A 16985-nucleotide genomic window follows, 5' to 3' on the forward strand; every position below is an offset into this window, starting at 1 on the left:
GTTTCAGACGGCCTTTATATTTTTTAAATCAGATTAATGTGAAACGGCGGATTAATAGAAGCCTTCGCGTTCTTCACGGGTGCTGATGTAGATGTTTTTCACTTGGGTGTAGGCGGCGAGCATCATTTTGTGGGTTTCGCGGCCGATACCTGAAGTTTTGTAGCCGCCAAACGGCGCGCCGGCAGGCAGGCGGTTGTAGCAGTTTACCCAAACGCGGCCGGTTTCCAATGCGTTGGAAACGCGCAGGCAGCGGTTGATGTCGGTACTCCACACTGCGCCGCCCAAGCCGTATTCGCTGTCGTTGGCCATTTTGATGACTTCTTCTTCGGTTTTGAATTTAATCACGGTGGCAACCGGGCCGAAGATTTCTTCTTGGGAAACACGGGCTTCGTTGCTGGCTTCAATCAAAGTAGGCTCGACAAATTCGCCTTTGCCCAATTCGCCTTCGATTTTTTTACCGCCGGTAATGATGCGGCAGCCTTCTTGTTCACCGATTTTGACATATTTCAAAATGGTCTCGAGTTGACCGGCATTGACTTGCGAACCCATTTGGGTGTCGTCTTCCCAAGGCAGGCCGACTTTGATTTTTTTGAATTCTTCAGCCAAAGCATTGACGAATTTGTCGTAAATGCCTTCTTGTACAAAAATGCGCGAACCGGCGCAGCACACTTGGCCTTGGTTGAACAAAATACCTTTTTGCGCGCCTTCGAGGGCTTTGTCGAAAGGCATATCGTCGAAGAAGATGTTGGCGGATTTGCCGCCCAACTCCAAAGTGGACGGAATCAGTAATTCGGCAGCGGCGATGCCGACGCGACGGCCGACTTCGGTTGAGCCGGTAAAGGCCAGTTTGTTGAAGCCTTTGTGGTGCAGCATGTATTCGCCGGATTTGGAACCGCGGCCGGTAATCACGTTCAACACGCCTTTAGGCAGCAGGTGGTTGATTTTTTGAGCGAGGGACAACAGGCTCAATGAAGTGCTGGAAGAAGGGTGGATGACGATGGTACAACCTGCGGCCAATGCCGGAGCGATTTTCCATGCGGCCATCAAGAATGGGAAGTTCCAAGGAATGATTTGGCCGACAACGCCGATCGGTTCGCGCAGAACGATGGACAGGTCTTCTGCATCAAGCTGGGTCGCAGTGCCTTCTTCGCCGCGGATCACGCTGGCGAAATAGCGGAAATGGTCGGAAGCCAAAGGTACGTCGGCAGCGCGGGTTTCGCGGATGGGTTTGCCGTTGTCCAAGGTTTCCTGCAGAGCAAACAATTCGGCGTTTTCGTCAATCACATCGGCGATTTTGTTTAAAATGGCCGCACGTTCGGCAGTCGTGGTTTTACGCCATGTTTTAAACGCTTCTTGTGCAGCGGCTACGGCAGCATCAACATCGGCATCGGTTGCGTCTGTGAACTTGGCCAACTCATCGCCATTGGCAGGGTTGTAAGAGGATAAAAGTTTGCCTTCGCTACCTTTTGTCCATTCGCCGTTGATTAAAAGGCCGTATTCTTTATCAAACACATTTAAATCTTTTGCCATAATGCTGTCTCCTTAATGAATGGGAATAGGTGTTTTGCACCATGAAAAACAGCTTATGCTTTTTTCTTTTTAAGTTCAAGTACTAAAAATGAGAATATTCTCAAAATTTACATTTGCAATGTTGTTTCATGTAGCAGGCCGTCTGAAAAATAAAGGATTTGATTGAAATAAAAGTGCATTTGTTAATATATTTAAAGATTTATAGGGATTAAATGGATTTTGTTATGGTATAACATTATAAACCATTGTTTTAAAAAAGATTATGGGTTGACGGTTTAGGGTATGGGGAGTATTCTCATTTATAGCTAAACAGTTTTTCAACACCCTAGGAGACTCTCTCATGAAAATGCATGCTGTGGTAGTAAACAAAGATGTAGCAGGTGATGTAGAAGTTGTTGAACGCGAACTGCGTCCGCTGGAATACGGCGAGGCGTTAGTGGAAGTCGAGTATTGCGGCGTGTGCCACACCGACTTGCACGTTGCGGCAGGCGATTACGGCGACAAACCGGGTCGCGTGTTAGGACACGAAGGCATCGGTTTGGTTAAAGAAGTTGCCGACGGTGTGAAAAATCTGAAAGTTGGCGACCGTGTCAGCATCGCATGGCTGTTCCAAAGCTGTGGTTCTTGCGAATACTGTAATACCGGCCGCGAAACCTTGTGCCGCTCTGTATTGAACGCAGGCTATACTGCCGACGGCGGTATGGCGACCCACTGTATCGTGAGTGCCGATTACGCGGTCAAAGTCCCTGATGGTTTGGATCCTGCGCAAGCTTCGAGCATCACTTGTGCCGGTGTAACCACTTATAAAGCCATTAAAGTTTCCGGCGTTCGTCCGGGCCAATGGATTGCGATTTACGGTGCAGGCGGTTTGGGCAACTTGGCGGTTCAATACGCGAAAAAAGTATTTGGCGCGCATGTCGTCGCCATCGACATCAACGATGAAAAACTGGCATTCGCTAAAGAAAGCGGCGCAGATTTGGTAATCAATGCCGCCAAAGAAGATGCGGCTCAAGTCATCCAAGAGAAAACCGGCGGCGCACACGCAGCCGTTGTAACAGCCGTATCTGCTGCTGCCTTCAATTCAGGCGTTAACTGCGTCCGCGCAGGCGGCCGTGTCGTTGCAGTCGGCTTGCCACCTGAGTCTATGGACTTGTCTATCCCACGTTTGGTATTGGACGGCATCGAAGTGGTCGGCTCTCTGGTCGGTACCCGCAAAGATTTGGAAGAAGCATTCCAATTCGGCGCAGAAGGTTTGGTTGTACCTAAAGTCGAATTGCGTGCTTTGGATGAAGCGCCTGCCATCTTCCAAGAAATGCGCGAAGGTAAAATTACCGGCCGTATGGTGATTGATATGAACAAAGAGTGCAGCTGCATTCATCACTAATCAAATGATTCCGTGACAAAAAGGCCGTCTGAACAATTTCAGACGGCCTTTTTTATTGGATTGGATAACTACAGCGTAAAGCCGCTTTCAAATACGCGGATTTCTCCGCTGACAGGATCGTTAAACTCTATTCTTTTGGCCAGAAGTTTTAAAGGTTTATCGTAGTCTTCATCACCGGCCGCCAAGGGGGTAGGGTAAAGCGCATCGTTCATCAACGGCATGTTCAAACTCATCATATGCACGCGGAGCTGGTGTTTCTTTCCTGTATGCGGCGTGAGGCGGTAGAGGCTGAATGCGCCGCGGTTTTCGATAAGTTCGATGGTCGTGTGGGCGTTGGGTTCTCCTTCCGTTTCCCGCGTGAGAAAGAATTTTTCGCCGCGTTCCATTCGGGATGAAATATCCAGCGGATAGTCCAAATCCGTCCGCGTCGGCGCCACCGCTTCATAGGTTTTTCGGACGGTTTTTTCTTGGAACATGGTCTGATAATCGCGACGCGTGGCAGGGTTGAGCGAAAGCAGCATAACGCCTGCCGTATCTTTATCCAAGCGATGAATCGGCGTAATGTCTTCAACATTCAAATGCTGCAATTCAGGCCGCAAACGCAGGCGCGTGAGCAGGGTTTCCCGCAAAAACCTGCCGCTGGGGATGACGGGCAGAAAATGCGGTTTGTCCACCACAATCAAATGCTCATCAATATGTAAAATCTTTTCTTCAAACGGAATATGCGGCTCGCTCTCACGGCTGGTTTCACGGTAATAAAACATCGTCTTGCCGGGTTCGAACAAGGTATTCTCATCAAACGGCGCGCCATCCGCGCCCACCACAAAACCGCTGTTCAGCCGCCACCGCCAGTTTTCTTCGCCGACAAAGGGAAAATGAGCGCATAAAAAATGCAGCAGCGGCAAGCCGTAAAACTGCTTTTCATGCGGCAAAACCAAGTAGCTGGGTTTAACACCGTCTAAAAGAGGGAGGGGATTGGTACGTTTTTTCATGCGGCGGATTGTACTCGGTTTTTAGGATTTTTTCAGACGGCCTTGTTTATATGGAAAATAAACTTCTAATAACGGATATGTAGTGATGCAGGTTTTGTGCTTAAATAGATTCTTCAACCGACCAAAGAAACTGGTTTTGTTTGAACTTGCTTTTGTGGCATAAATTAAAGAAATGATAAAGAAGCAATATTTGAGAAAAGGAGAATATCATGCAGAAAGAAATCAGCATAATCATCATGTTATCCGCGTTTTCCGTATCCGCTATGGTGGGAGGGGAAGTTCGGCTTGGTAAGAATAAGGCATACGATAATGAGTATGAACTTGTGGTAGAGCATGAAGTAAATGAAGAAGTTTCACAATTAAATCAAGACGAGTATGCAGCACATCCAATACGCAACGATAGCGACGTCATGCAGTCAGGAAAAGCAGCTTCAGGCAGACAAGCCGTTTCCCAATACGGAAAACCTAATTTGCCGCCTGTACGCTTAAATCCGCATCCTTCACGACCTTGATTGCAAAATCAAAGGGCTGCTCCATTTGTTTGGGCAGCCCTTTTGTTTCGTTGGCTCACTCACATTTTTGTTTGCGCAAAACGAGTTTGTAATCGGTTTTAATACTAGTTTGATCGCCAATCATCTTAAAATCATCTATCAAACAACGGTTTTCTGTACATTTCAACATGAAATCTGCACCGACCCTATGGCCGTCAAATTGTTTAAATGTTGCCCGGACGGTATGGGGAGAAGTGACCTTGACTTGCAAAGTTTTATGGAAGTTATCAGGATGATCCTGACCAAAACCCAAGTAGTAATGTATCGGCATGTCACACCCCATCTCCATATTGGGTTGCTTACGGATATTTGTGTCGAATTTATTGAATTGTCGGATGATTTTTTGTAGTTCAGGCATAGTAACACGATTGTGTTCAGAGCCTAAATCCACTTTGGTCAGATAAACCTTTTTGACTAAATCTATTTTCGTTTGATTGTTTGTGGCGTTATTTGCAGCCGTCGCTTGGGAGAATAAGCTGGTGGTTAACAAGCCGATAACAAAAAGAGAGTGCAGTGTTTTCATGAAGTGCATATGGACGGGATGAAAAGAATCCAAGTATAACGACATTGAATCTATATTGAATATGTTTCTAAGAAATTTAAGTTGAAAAGCAAGGGAAGGATTGAAATCATTGAATATGATTCTGCAATCTGCTTTACAGGCCGTTTGAATGCGAAAACCGATTTTCAAACGGCCTTTTGATTTGTTCCCAACCTCACAAACCCTTAAAAATCAGCTATAATGCCCAACTATTTGATTTTCGCTTATCCCATATTGAAATGGCACAAAAAATTCAATCTGTAAAAGGTATGAATGACCTTTTACCTGTCGAACAAAAAGATTTCAAACTGACGGCTGCGTTTTGGCAGGCGTTTGAAGATACGGTCGGTCGTTGGACACGCGCTTACGGCTATCAGCAAATCCGTACGCCGATTGTCGAGCAAACTGGTTTGTTTGTCCGCTCCATCGGCGAGGAAACCGATGTGGTCGGCAAGGAAATGTACACCTTCTCCGATTCAAACGATTCTTTGAGTTTGAGTCTGCGTCCTGAGGGTACGGCTTCTTGTCTGCGTGCTGTGGTCGAACACAACCTTCTGTACAACAGCCCGCAAAAGCTGTGGTATATGGGGCCGATGTTCCGCCGCGAGCGTCCGCAAAAAGGCCGTTATCGTCAGTTCCATCAGGTTGGTATCGAGGCTTTGGGTTTTGAAGGGCCGGATATTGATGCGGAAATCATCGCGATGTCTGCCGACTTGTGGGAAAAATTGGGTATTCGCGAATACCTGACTTTGGAAATCAACAGCTTGGGCAACCGTGAGGAACGCGCGGCACACCGTGCGGCATTAGTTGAATATCTGACTCGTTATGAAGATAAATTGGACGAAGACAGCAAACGCCGTCTGAAAACCAATCCTTTGCGCGTTTTGGATACGAAAAACCCTGATTTGCAGGAAATCTGCAACGCGGCGCCGCGTCTGGTGGATTATTTGGGCGAGGCTTCGCAAAACCACTATGCACGCTTCAAGGCGATGTTGGACGGTTTGGGTATTCAATATATTGAAAATCCGCGCTTGGTCCGCGGTTTGGATTACTACAATCAGACGGTTTTTGAGTGGACGACCGACAAACTCGGCGCGCAGGCGACTGTGTGCGGTGGCGGCCGTTACGATGGTTTGATTGAAGAGCTTGGTGGCAAACCTGCGCCGTCTATCGGCTTTGCGATGGGTATTGAGCGCCTGCTGCTTTTGGTGAGCGAATACGGCTCACTGGAAGTGAACGCCGCGCCTGATGTCTATGCAATGCACCAAGGCGAAGGTGCGGACTTGCAGGTGATGAAATACGCGCAAGCCTTGCGCGCTCAAGGCTTCAATGTGATGCAGCATTCCGGCTATCAGAGCCTGAAAGCGCAAATGAAAAAAGCAGACAACAGTGGCGCACGCTTTGCCCTGATTGTGGCTCAGGATGAGCTGGCAAACGGTACGGTTACCCTGAAAGATATGCAGGGCGAACACGAACAACAAACCGTTGCCGCCGCTGATTTGACAGACACTTTACAACAATGGAAGAACGCATAAATGGCAGCCCATTTGGAAGAACAACAAGAGTTAGACAACTTTAAATATTTTTGGAAAAAAACCGGCCGTTGGATCTTTGCCTTGCTGATCGTGGCGGCTTTGGGGTATTTGGGTTACACCATTTACCAAGGCCAAAAAACTTCAAAAGATCAGGAAGCCGCCGCCGTATTGGCGCAAATGGTGGAAAAGGCGCAGCAAAAAACCGACCAAAAAGCTATCAACGCCGATTTGGCCGAATTGCAAAAAAACTATCCTGATTCCATTTCGACAGCCCAAGCTACTTTGATGGTAGCGGCAACCGAGTTTGATGCCGGCCGTTATGATGTGGCGGAAGGTCATTTGAATTGGGTGCTGAAAAACCAAAACGCACCGCTGGTTCAAGCTTTGGCGGCGCAGCGTTTGGGCGTTGTCCTGTTGCAGCAGAAAAAATACGATGCCGCCATCAATGCCCTGAATACTCAGATTGAGGCTGATTTCGAGCCTTTGATGCTGGAAACCAAAGGTGATGTTTACGTTGCCCAAAATAAAACCAAAGAAGCCGTACAAAGTTACGAAGCTGCTTTGAGCAAAATGCCGCAAACCGCAGTAGGCCGCGAATTGCTGCAAATGAAAATCGACAGCTTGAAATAAGTTTGTTTGAAATCAAGGCCGTCTGAAGTTGCAATGACTTTTCAGACGGCCTACACTTATCCTTATCAACCGTGTTTTTAAAACACCTGCTTGTGTTCCGCTCCCGTTTTTAGGCGGCACTTGACACAGAAAGACTCAATCATGAAACCAACCATCGCGCTTGTCGGCCGCCCCAATGTCGGCAAATCTACTTTATTCAACCGTTTGACGCGTACCAAAGACGCGCTCGTGCATGACTTGCCAGGTCTGACGCGTGACCGACATTACGGTCATGGCAAAGTCGGCAGCAAACCTTATTTGGTCATCGATACCGGCGGTTTTGAGCCGGTTGTGGACAGTGGCATTTTGCACGAAATGGCGAAACAGACCTTGCAGGCTGTCGATGAAGCCGATGCGGTTGTGTTTTTGGTGGACGGCCGCACCGGTTTGACGCCGCAAGACAAAATCATTGCCGACCGTTTGCGCCAAAGTCCGCGTCCTGTTTATTTGGCCGTGAATAAAGGCGAAGGCGGCAATAGGGCCGTACTTGCCGCCGAGTTCTACGAACTTGCCCTGGGCGACCCTTATGTGATTTCAGGTGCGCATGGCGATGGTGTGTATTATCTGATTGAAGATATTTTGGAAACCTTCCCTGAGCCTGAAAAGGAAGAGGAAGAAGCGAAACATCCTGTTTTTGCTGTGATCGGCCGTCCAAATGTCGGTAAATCGACCTTGGTAAACGCCATTCTCGGCGAAGAGCGCGTGATTGCCTTCGATATGGCAGGCACGACGCGTGATAGTATCCATATTGATTTTGAACGTGAAGGCAAACCGTTTACCATCATCGATACCGCAGGTGTGCGCCGTCGTGGTAAAGTGGATGAAGCAGTAGAAAAATTCTCCGTTATCAAAGCCATGCAGGCGGTTGAGGCGGCAAACGTTGCTGTTTTGGTATTGGACGCGCAACAAGATATCGCCGACCAAGATGCGACGATTGCAGGTTTTGCTTTGGAAGCAGGACGTGCCTTGGTGGTGGCGGTCAATAAATGGGACGGCATCAGCGAAGAGCGCCGCGAGCAAGTGAAACGCGATATCAACCGCAAACTGTATTTCCTTGATTTTGCTAAGTTCCACTTTATTTCTGCATTGAAAGAGCGCGGTATAGACGGTTTGTTTGAAAGCATTCAGGCTGCCTACAACGCGGCGATGATTAAGATGCCGACGCCGAAAATTACCCGTGTTTTGCAAAGCGCGATCGAGCGTCAGCAACCGCCACGTGCTGGCTTGGTGCGTCCGAAAATGCGTTATGCCCACCAAGGTGGCATGAATCCGCCGGTGATTGTGGTACACGGCAATTCGCTGCACGCCATTTCTGACAGCTACACACGTTATCTGACCCAAACGTTCCGCAAAGCCTTCAATCTGCAAGGTACGCCGCTCAGAATTCAATACAATGTTTCGGAAAACCCGTATGAAAATGCGGAAGACAAACCGAAGAAAAAACCGCTGCGCCGTGTCAGCCTGAGCAACCGTATTGAGAAACGCGAAGGCCGCAAGGAAGAGAAAAACCGCTTCAAGAAGAAAACCAAAGTCAGCGTGAAAAAACAATTCAGTAAATAAACACAAAGGCCGTCTGAACAATTTCAGACGGCCTTTTTATCATAAAAAACAGCTTATTAGAACTTCATGGCATATTTTCGACAGGGTTTGCCGAATTTAAAAAAAACATCCAATTTGGGTTTAGGGTTGTTGTGAATATGGAAATGAAACAGTCGGTTTGACGGGAAGTTCCCTTATTGCTGGATTCCTAAACGGTGTGATAGAAAAAAATAGTTGGTAATTTATCTTATTCGGGGCTACAATCCCATCAAACGCCGATTTTGGCGTCTTTACAATCATAATAATGGAGCTCAAGAATATGACAGCTAAAGGACAAATGTTACAAGATCCTTTTTTGAATGCGTTGCGTAAAGAGCACGTTCCGGTTTCGATCTACTTGGTAAACGGTATCAAGCTGCAAGGCCAAGTGGAATCATTCGACCAGTACGTTGTTCTGCTGCGTAATACTTCCGTCACTCAAATGGTTTACAAACACGCTATCTCAACAATCGTTCCTGCACGCGCAGTCAGCCTGCAACACGAAAACAAACAACCTCAAGCCGCTGCCGCAGCTGCTCCGGTTCAAGTTGAGACTGTGCAACAACCTGCCGAATAAATGATGTAACGCATTCCTGTTTTTCAATACCTTACCGCTTTTGCGGTAGGGTATTTTTATTTTCAGACGACCTTTATCATGCTGCTTGAAAACATTCTTCCTTTTGCACATTCCCTGTTACGACAAGCCTTAAAATCAGGCGGCCGCGCTTTGGATGCGACGGCCGGAAACGGGCATGATACTTTGCTGTTGGCGCAGTCGGTTGGCGAGACGGGTAGGGTGTGGGCATTTGATGTGCAACCCAAAGCATTAATGCAGACTCAAGGCCGTCTGAAAGAAAACGGCGTAGATGGCCGGGTAGCCCTGATACATGACGGCCATGAAAACCTTTTATCTTATATCGACGAGCCTTTAGATGCCGCAGTATTTAATTTCGGTTGGCTGCCGGGTGGCGATAAAAGCTGTACGACTGAAGCGGCAAGCAGCATCCGTGCGCTGACGGATACTTTGGGTTTGCTGAAAGAAGGCGGTCTTGCCGTGGCGGTATTGTATCAGGGGCATGAAGCTGGCCGAATAGAGGCTGAGGCGATTGTGCAATGGGCGGAAACTTTGCCGCAGGAAGCATTTGCCGTGTTACGCTATGGCTTTGTCAACCGCCGCAATGAGCCTCCTTATCTGCTGGCGATTGAAAAGTTGCGTCAGAAATAGATGTTTGCGGTAAAATAGCTGCTTTGTTTTTCAACCCTCAACATAAGAAACTGCCATGCAATATCTGTTTGTAAAATACAGCCATCAGATTTTCGTTGCCATCACCATCCTGTTGTTCAACATCCGTTTTTTCCTGCTCTGGCGTCATCCTGAGAAGCCATTGGCTGGCATTTGGAAAGCCATGCCGCATTTGAACGACACCATGTTGCTGTTTACCGGCTTGTGGCTGATGAAGATTACTCATTTTTCGCCGTTTAATGCGCCATGGCTCGGCATGAAAATCCTGCTGTTGCTGGTTTATATTGTGTTGGGCATGATTATGATGCGTTCGCGTCCGCGTTCGCCGAAGTTCTATATCGTCTACGTTTTGGCCATGTCGTGTGTTGCCACGATTGTTTTCCTTGCCAAAACTAAAACGCTGCCGTTTTAAAAGAGGCCGTCTGAAATGTATCCGCATTTTGCCGTTATCGCTTTGGGCAGCAATCTCGCCAATCCTGCTGAACAGGTTCGCGCAGCTTTGGCCGAATTGGCCGCGCATCCTCATATCCGGCTTGAAAAGACTTCTTCCCTGTATCTGACTGCGCCGGTCGGCTATGACGATCAGCCTGATTTTGTGAATGCCGTTTGTACCGTGAAAACTTCATTGGACGGCGTAGCGCTGTTGGCAGAGTTAAACCGCATCGAGGCCGAATTTGGGCGTGAACGTACCTTCCGTAATGCGCCGCGTACTTTGGATTTGGACATTATCGATTTTGACGGTATCTGCAGTGATGACCCGCATCTGACTTTGCCGCATCCGCGCGCGCATGAGCGCAGTTTCGTTATGTTGCCTTTGGCCGAAATCCTTCCAGATTTCGAGTTGGGTGAGCATGGCCGTGCGGCTGATTTGGCTCAGGCTTTGGGCGGGCAGGGTATTTGCCTGTTGAAAGAATAAGGGCCGTCTGAAAAACGGACTAAAACAAGAAAGGGCGTGTTGGACACGCCTTTTTTGCTATAAAATATTGTTGGGAAACACATTACAAAGAGTTACTATGAATCCTCGTTATATTGTTGTCGAAGGCGCCATCGGTAGCGGCAAGACTGCTTTGAGCCGCCGCTTGGCAGAGCATTTCAGTGCGTTGCTGTTGTCGGAGAATCCGGATCACAATCCGTTTCTCATGAAGTTTTACAGCAATGTTTCCAATAATGGCTTGGCTGCCGAACTTTTCTTCCTGATGCGCCGCGCTGAAAGCGTGAATATTATTGAAGACCAATGCGCGCAAGGCGGAATGGTTGTGGCTGACTTTTTATTGGAAAAAGACCGTATTTTTATGCCCATCGTTTTGAATGATGACGAGCAGCAGCTTTTTGCCGATATGAAGCAACGCATTTTGCCGCAATACGCAGAGCCCGATGTGGTGATTTATCTGCAAACCGCCGTCGAAAACAACCGCAAACGCCTGCAAAAACGTCACGAAGGCATCATCAGCTTGTTTCCCGAAGGCTATTTGGGACGGGTGCATGACGAATACAGCCATTTCTTCCATTTGTATCAAAGCGCGCCTTTGCTGACCGTCAATGCCGATGAGTTGGATTTGGCCGGCAATGACGACCACTTCCAGCTTTTGTTGCGCGCACTGGAAGATTTTCAAGGTACGCGCAGTTATTTGAATTTAAGCGAAAAATAAATACAGGCTAGGTTTAGGCCGTCTGAAAGGAATAATATGTCAAAATATCAATTCACACTCCCATCTTCTTCCGGCAGCGATTTTAACTCCGCCGAACATTTGCCGTTGGTTGTCTATTTTTATCCTAAAGACAGCACGCCCGGCTGTACCACCGAAGGCTTGGATTTCAATGCCCGATTGGAGCAATTCAAAGCATTGGGCTATACCGTTGTCGGCATTTCGCGTGACGGCGTTAAATCGCATCAGAATTTCTGCGCCAAACAAGGCTTCCAGTTTGAATTGTTGAGCGACAAAGAAGAAACTGTTTGCAAACTGTTTGACGTGATCAAGCTGAAAAAGCTTTACGGCAAAGAATCACTCGGCATCGAGCGCAGCACGTTTGTGCTGGACGAAAACGGCGAAATCGCCCATGAGTGGCGCAAAGTCAAAGTGGCCGGACACGCGCAGGAAGTTTTGGATACAATTTCTCAAGCCTCTTAATAGGGCTTTGAAAACCTAAGGCCGTCTGAACGGATGTAAAGTTATGCCGTTCAGACGGCCTTTCAATACAGTTTGATGAATATGGACGATTTAATAGACAAGCTGCTTGAATCCCTTTGGCTGCAAGACAGGCTCAGCCACAATACGTTGCAAAGTTACCGCCGTGATTTAGTCAAGGTCGCGGCGCGTTTGGCCGAGGGCGGGCAGGATTGGTTGAGTGCCGATGAATTTGCCCTGTCTGATGCTGTGTATGCGGGGGGAGAAAAAAACACGTCCCAAGCGCGGGCATTGTCGGCTTGTAAGCGCATGTACGGCTGGTTGGAAGAAACAGGCCAAAGAGCAGACAATCCCACCCGTTTTCTCAAGGCGCCGAAATCTGAACGTAAACTGCCCACGCTGATTACCGAAGCTCAAATCGACGCGCTGCTGGCTGCGCCGGATGTGGAAACGCTGCACGGGCTGCGCGACAAAGCCTTGCTTGAAGTAATGTATGCAACAGGTTTGCGCGTGACCGAAGCCGTCAAATTGACGCTCAGCGATATCGATTTACATCGCGGCAGTATCCGTACCATAGGCAAGGGCGACAAAGTGCGTCTGGTTCCGCTGGGGCAGGAGGCAGCGTATTGGGTGGAACGCTATTGCAACGAATCGCGCCCGTTGTTGCTGAAAAACAAAATTTGCGACGAAGTGTTTGTCAGCCAGAAACGCAGCGGCATCAGCCGTCAGCTTGCATGGATGATAGTCAAAGAATATGCCGAAGCGGCCGGTATTGCTTCGCTCAGCCCGCACGGTTTGCGCCATGCTTTTGCCACGCATTTGGTCAATCACGGCGTCGATTTGCGTTCGGTCCAGATGATGTTGGGACATTCCGACATCAATACCACGCAGATTTATACCCATGTTGCCAATATCCGTTTGAAAAACATGGTTGATGAACACCATTCCCGCTCATAAATAAAGGCGGCATCTCGAAGATACCGCCTTTTGTTATCGAGGCCGTCTGAACGGTTATAAAGTTTATTATTTATAAAATAACAATCAAAATACAAATTTACATAGAAAAATTTCAAAACAAAAGGACAGTGCCAATATTGCAATGCAAACCGTTTTTATTTATATTTACGTTCAAGAATAAATCCTACTCTCAATTACAGAGGGTAACAAAATTATTGGAGCACATCATGTTTGTCTGCATCTGCAACGCCATTACTGACCACGACATCAAAGAGACCATCGCCGCCGGTGCAACCACCATGAGCGATTTGCAGGCTCAATTGGGCGTGGCGACTTGTTGCGGTTGCTGCGGCGAATTGGCAGCGTCGTTTTTGACTGCAAGCAGTGCCCAAAATACCGTGACTGCCGGTATCAACGTTCAATCTTAATTTCAGAATACACACAAAGGCCGTCTGAAGGTGTCGTTTCGCGCCTGTTCAGACGGCCTTTGTCATGCCTGTATGGTTTGGCGGCATTTTGCTATACAATGGCCGCTTTTGTCCCTCCGAGAGTAACCGCCATGAAACTGACCTTGATGTTTCGGGAATATTGCAGCCTGTGCCACAAAATGCGCGAACAATTAAAGCCTTATCAGGAGCAGTTTGGATTTGAACTGGATATTGTTGATATCGATGCCGATCCGGTTTTAGAAGAAAAGTACAATGAGCTGGTGCCTGTTTTGCTGGATGGCGATACCGAAATCTGCCATTGGTTTTTGGACGAAGAAAAACTGAAAGCGCATTTGAGCTCGTAACAAACCGTTGACCATATTATCTTTCAGACGGCCTTTGGCTGTTTATGCCGTCTGAACATTGATTTTATTATGACTGAAAAACTTTCTCCCGATGCGCTGATTGAAGCGGCGCTGTTGACGCAAGTCGAACCCTTAAACGAAAAAGCCATGCGCGAATTGTGCGTGCCGCCGTTGTCGCAAGACAAGCTGATTGACGTGTTGGCGCAACTAAAAGCTCGCTGGCAGGGCAGGGCTTTGCAACTGGTGCATACCCATGAGGGCTGGCGCTTCCAAATTGCCCAAGCCGCCTTTGAACGACTGGGCAGCCTGCAAGAGCAGCGCGCTCCGCGTTATTCCCGTGCCGTGATGGAAACGCTGGCGATTATTGCCTATCAGCAACCGGTAACGCGTGGCGATATCGAAGGCATACGAGGCGTGGCGGTGTCGCAAAATGTGATGCAAACCTTGCAGGATAGGGGCTGGATTGAAGTCATCGGCCACCGTGATTCTGTCGGCCGTCCGGCTTTGTGGGCGACGACGGCAACATTCTTAAGCGATTTGTGTTTGGAAAGTTTGGAAGAATTGCCGCCGCTGACTGAATTGGGCGAGCTGGTGTTGCCCGATTTGATGGAAACGCCGCCGACAGGCGATGAAGAAGCAGTAGAATCAGGAAGCAGACTGATTAATTGATTTAAATGTAAAAGCCGTCTGAAACAATCGTGTTTCAGACGGCTTTTATTGTTGTGTAACATTATGATTTTAAATAAAATTTTCGTTTAGTTTTATAACTTATTGATTTTGTGATATAATTTAAAAAAATATTAGAATAAATATCTCTCATTCTGTAATAGTTTGAGAAGGCATACGGAAACGTTTCTTTCTTTATCAATCGGCAGCCCGTTTGTTCTTCAAATATGCGCTGTATCAACTACGGAACCGATATGAAATTCAAACAATTTATTCAAAACAAATCTTCTTTCAACCCAAGCGTGGTCGGTATTACGCTTTTCTTCGTCCTTTTGCTTTTGTCAGCTGCTTTGGTTTGGCCTCAAAATACTGAGGCTTTGTTAAATGCCATGAAGCAGTTTATTTTTCAAAATGTCAGTTGGTTTTACATTCTGACTTTCTCTGTATTCCTTATTTTCTTATTGGCGCTTCCCATCAGCAGCTTCGGCAGTATCAGGCTGGGTACAAACGAGGATGAACCTGAGTTTTCGTTTTTATCATGGCTGGCCATGCTGTTTGCGGCCGGCATGGGCGTGGGCTTGATGTTTTTCGGTGTGGCTGAGCCGTTATCACATTTCTCTTCCCCGATTGCCAAAGGCAATGCGCAAGAGGCGATTCTGCATACGGTGTTCCACTGGGGGATTCATGCCTGGGCAATCTACGGAATCATTGCGCTTGCCTTGGCGTATTTCGGTTTCCGCTATAAATTGCCGCTGGCGTTGCGCTCCTGCTTTTATCCGATTTTAAAAGACAAAATCAACGGCAAAATGGGCAATGCCATCGATGTGATGGCTTTGATTGCGACTTTGTTCGGTATTATCACAACCTTGGGATTTGGCGCGGCACAAATGGGTTCAGGTTTGTTGAAGATGGGCTGGGTGCAGGACAACAGCTATGTTTTGCAGGTCGGCATTATCGTTGTTGTGATGGCGATTGCCATATTTTCCGCAACTTCGGGCGTGGGCAAAGGCGTCAAAATTTTGAGTGAAACCAACTTGGTATTGGCACTGTCATTGCTGTTGTTTGTCTTGTTGAGTATGCCGACGACGTATTTGATTTTCGCATTCAGCGACAATTTGGGCACTTATTTGAGTAACTTCGTTTCGTTCAGCTTTAAGTCATATACCTACGAGCCTGAGCATACAAAATGGTTTACCGGCTGGACGGTGTTGTATTGGGCTTGGTGGTGTTCGTGGTCGCCTTTTGTCGGTTTGTTCATTGCCCGAATTTCGCGAGGCAGAACCATCCGCGAATTTATTTTTGGCGTATTGGCAGTGCCTAGCCTGATGAGTATTTTGTGGTTTACCGTATTTGGCAATTCAGCCTTGTGGCTGGATACGCATGTAGCAAACGGCGCCTTGTCTGCCTTGACCAACGAGCCTGAAAAATTGTTGTTTGCCTTTTTGAATTATTTGCCGTGGCCGGTTGTCAGCAGCTTGGTGGCATTGCTGGTGATTGCGCTGTTTTTTATCACTTCTGCCGACTCGGGCATTTATGTGCTGAACAATATTGCTTCGCGCGATAAAGGGCTGGCTTCGCCTAAGTGGCAATCGGTTATGTGGGGTGTGTTGATTTCGGCTGTGGCTATTGTGTTGCTGGGTGCCGGGGGTTTGCCTATCTTGCAAACCATGACCCTGATTGCGTCTCTGCCGTTTGCGGTGTTGATGATTTTTATGATGGTTTCTTTGTGGAAAGCCCTGAACAACGATGCCAACTATTTTGCAACCGCCGTCAATCCGAGCAGTATTTTCTGGTCGGGCGATCATTGGAGGGAACGCCTTGGCCAAATGATGAATCAGACGCAGGAAGTCGATATCATCAAATTTATGAAAAATACGGCACTTCCGGCAATGCAGGAATTGAAAAACGAATTGACCGAAAAATACAATATGGACGTAGAAATCCGTTGCCTGTTGCAACAGGATGAGCCGTCGGTGGAGCTGGTGGTGCATAAAGGGACGGTAAGGGATTTTGTCTATGGGATTAAATCTGTAAAGCGGGAAATTACCGACCAGTTGATTCGCGAAGACAGCCTGCCTCATTTCAAATATGAGGCAACATTCATACCGTTGACATATTTCTCGGATGGGCGCGATGGATACGATGTGCAATATATGACGCAAAAAGAATTGATTGCCGATATGCTCAAGCAGTATGAGCGTTATCTGAACCTGCTTGCCGGAGTGGGGCAGGAATTAATGGGGCATGAACAAGTAGAACTGGCAGAGTAAAATAAATTTAGGCCGTCTGAACATGTAGCAATATTCAGACGGCCTTTTTATTGCCTGCTTAAAAAATAATTTGTTTAAAATAAATATCTTAGATAAATTATAAGAAAAATCTGATTCAAACTATAAAAAATCTTAGTTATAATCAGTTTA

General features: G+C 47.4%; 19 protein-coding genes. 16 read left to right on the plus strand and 3 right to left on the minus strand.

The features are described from left to right. Positions 1–51 precede the first annotated feature (51 nt). Positions 52–1530 carry an aldehyde dehydrogenase family protein gene (locus ACTHR2_RS00910; RefSeq protein WP_070584307.1) on the minus strand — a complete coding sequence of 493 codons (1479 nt, stop codon included), beginning with the start codon at positions 1528–1530 and terminating at the stop codon, positions 52–54. A 340-nt stretch (positions 1531–1870) separates the two neighbouring features. On the opposite strand from ACTHR2_RS00910, the gene adhP reads away from it, so the two are divergent. After that, entirely contained in the window at positions 1871–2914 is a 1044-nt protein-coding gene (gene adhP, locus ACTHR2_RS00915; RefSeq protein WP_263341176.1) for an alcohol dehydrogenase AdhP, read from the plus strand. Between the two features lie 68 nt (positions 2915–2982). On the opposite strand, the gene ACTHR2_RS00920 is transcribed toward adhP, so the two are convergent. Continuing rightward, entirely contained in the window at positions 2983–3906 is a 924-nt protein-coding gene (locus tag ACTHR2_RS00920) for an RluA family pseudouridine synthase (protein WP_440375242.1), read from the minus strand. Positions 3907–4115: 209 nt separating this feature from the next. Here ACTHR2_RS00920 and ACTHR2_RS00925 point away from each other — a divergent pair, with 209 nt between their 5' ends. Then, positions 4116–4418 carry a hypothetical protein gene (locus ACTHR2_RS00925; protein WP_263341180.1) on the plus strand — a complete coding sequence of 101 codons (303 nt, stop codon included), beginning with the start codon at positions 4116–4118 and terminating at the stop codon, positions 4416–4418. 55 nt (positions 4419–4473) lie between these two features. Here the strand turns inward: ACTHR2_RS00925 and ACTHR2_RS00930 are convergent, their stop codons facing one another. After that, positions 4474–4980 carry a hypothetical protein gene (locus ACTHR2_RS00930; protein ID WP_440375243.1) on the minus strand — a complete coding sequence of 169 codons (507 nt, stop codon included), beginning with the start codon at positions 4978–4980 and terminating at the stop codon, positions 4474–4476. A 257-nt stretch (positions 4981–5237) separates the two neighbouring features. On the opposite strand from ACTHR2_RS00930, the gene hisS reads away from it, so the two are divergent. From hisS to ACTHR2_RS01000, 14 genes are all read left to right on the plus strand, one after another. Continuing rightward, the gene (gene hisS / locus ACTHR2_RS00935) at positions 5238–6533 is read left to right on the plus strand and encodes a histidine--tRNA ligase (protein WP_263341287.1); all 1296 of its coding nucleotides are present in this window, start codon (positions 5238–5240) and stop codon (positions 6531–6533) included. Then, entirely contained in the window at positions 6534–7163 is a 630-nt protein-coding gene (locus tag ACTHR2_RS00940) for a YfgM family protein (protein ID WP_440375244.1), read from the plus strand. Between the two features lie 141 nt (positions 7164–7304). Further along, positions 7305–8762, plus strand: coding sequence for a ribosome biogenesis GTPase Der (der, locus tag ACTHR2_RS00945; RefSeq protein WP_049331367.1), 1458 nt, complete (start codon positions 7305–7307; stop codon positions 8760–8762). A 298-nt stretch (positions 8763–9060) separates the two neighbouring features. Beyond that, on the plus strand, positions 9061–9357 hold the full coding sequence (hfq, locus tag ACTHR2_RS00950; protein WP_036493792.1) for an RNA chaperone Hfq: 297 nt from the start codon (positions 9061–9063) through the stop codon (positions 9355–9357). 78 nt (positions 9358–9435) lie between these two features. Next, positions 9436–10005: a tRNA (mnm(5)s(2)U34)-methyltransferase gene (locus ACTHR2_RS00955; protein ID WP_440375245.1), complete on the plus strand. Its 570-nt coding sequence runs from the start codon at positions 9436–9438 to the stop codon at positions 10003–10005. Positions 10006–10060: 55 nt separating this feature from the next. Continuing rightward, complete coding sequence (locus ACTHR2_RS00960) at positions 10061–10435, plus strand: SirB2 family protein (RefSeq protein WP_003681989.1); 375 nt, start codon at positions 10061–10063, stop codon at positions 10433–10435. Between the two features lie 15 nt (positions 10436–10450). Further along, entirely contained in the window at positions 10451–10939 is a 489-nt protein-coding gene (folK, locus tag ACTHR2_RS00965; protein WP_263341297.1) for a 2-amino-4-hydroxy-6-hydroxymethyldihydropteridine diphosphokinase, read from the plus strand. A 97-nt stretch (positions 10940–11036) separates the two neighbouring features. Further along, positions 11037–11672 (plus strand): deoxynucleoside kinase, encoded by a 636-nt coding sequence (locus ACTHR2_RS00970; RefSeq protein WP_263341299.1) that lies wholly within the window; start codon positions 11037–11039, stop codon positions 11670–11672. Positions 11673–11708: 36 nt separating this feature from the next. Beyond that, complete coding sequence (locus ACTHR2_RS00975; protein ID WP_003683206.1) at positions 11709–12152, plus strand: peroxiredoxin; 444 nt, start codon at positions 11709–11711, stop codon at positions 12150–12152. Positions 12153–12227: 75 nt separating this feature from the next. Beyond that, entirely contained in the window at positions 12228–13106 is an 879-nt protein-coding gene (gene xerD, locus ACTHR2_RS00980; protein ID WP_440375246.1) for a site-specific tyrosine recombinase XerD, read from the plus strand. Positions 13107–13333: 227 nt separating this feature from the next. Beyond that, positions 13334–13534 carry a (2Fe-2S)-binding protein gene (locus ACTHR2_RS00985; RefSeq protein WP_003681978.1) on the plus strand — a complete coding sequence of 67 codons (201 nt, stop codon included), beginning with the start codon at positions 13334–13336 and terminating at the stop codon, positions 13532–13534. Positions 13535–13665: 131 nt separating this feature from the next. Further along, entirely contained in the window at positions 13666–13899 is a 234-nt protein-coding gene (locus ACTHR2_RS00990) for a glutaredoxin family protein (RefSeq protein ID WP_263341304.1), read from the plus strand. A gap of 69 nt (positions 13900–13968) precedes the next feature. Next, positions 13969–14568 (plus strand): SMC-Scp complex subunit ScpB, encoded by a 600-nt coding sequence (gene scpB / locus ACTHR2_RS00995; protein ID WP_263341306.1) that lies wholly within the window; start codon positions 13969–13971, stop codon positions 14566–14568. Between the two features lie 251 nt (positions 14569–14819). Continuing rightward, positions 14820–16835: a BCCT family transporter gene (locus ACTHR2_RS01000; RefSeq protein WP_263341308.1), complete on the plus strand. Its 2016-nt coding sequence runs from the start codon at positions 14820–14822 to the stop codon at positions 16833–16835. Positions 16836–16985: the final 150 nt, after the last annotated feature.

The sequence above is a fragment of the Neisseria sp. P0006.S004 genome (assembly GCF_051963015.1).
In the GTDB taxonomy this organism is placed as follows: Bacteria; Pseudomonadota; Gammaproteobacteria; order Burkholderiales; family Neisseriaceae; genus Neisseria.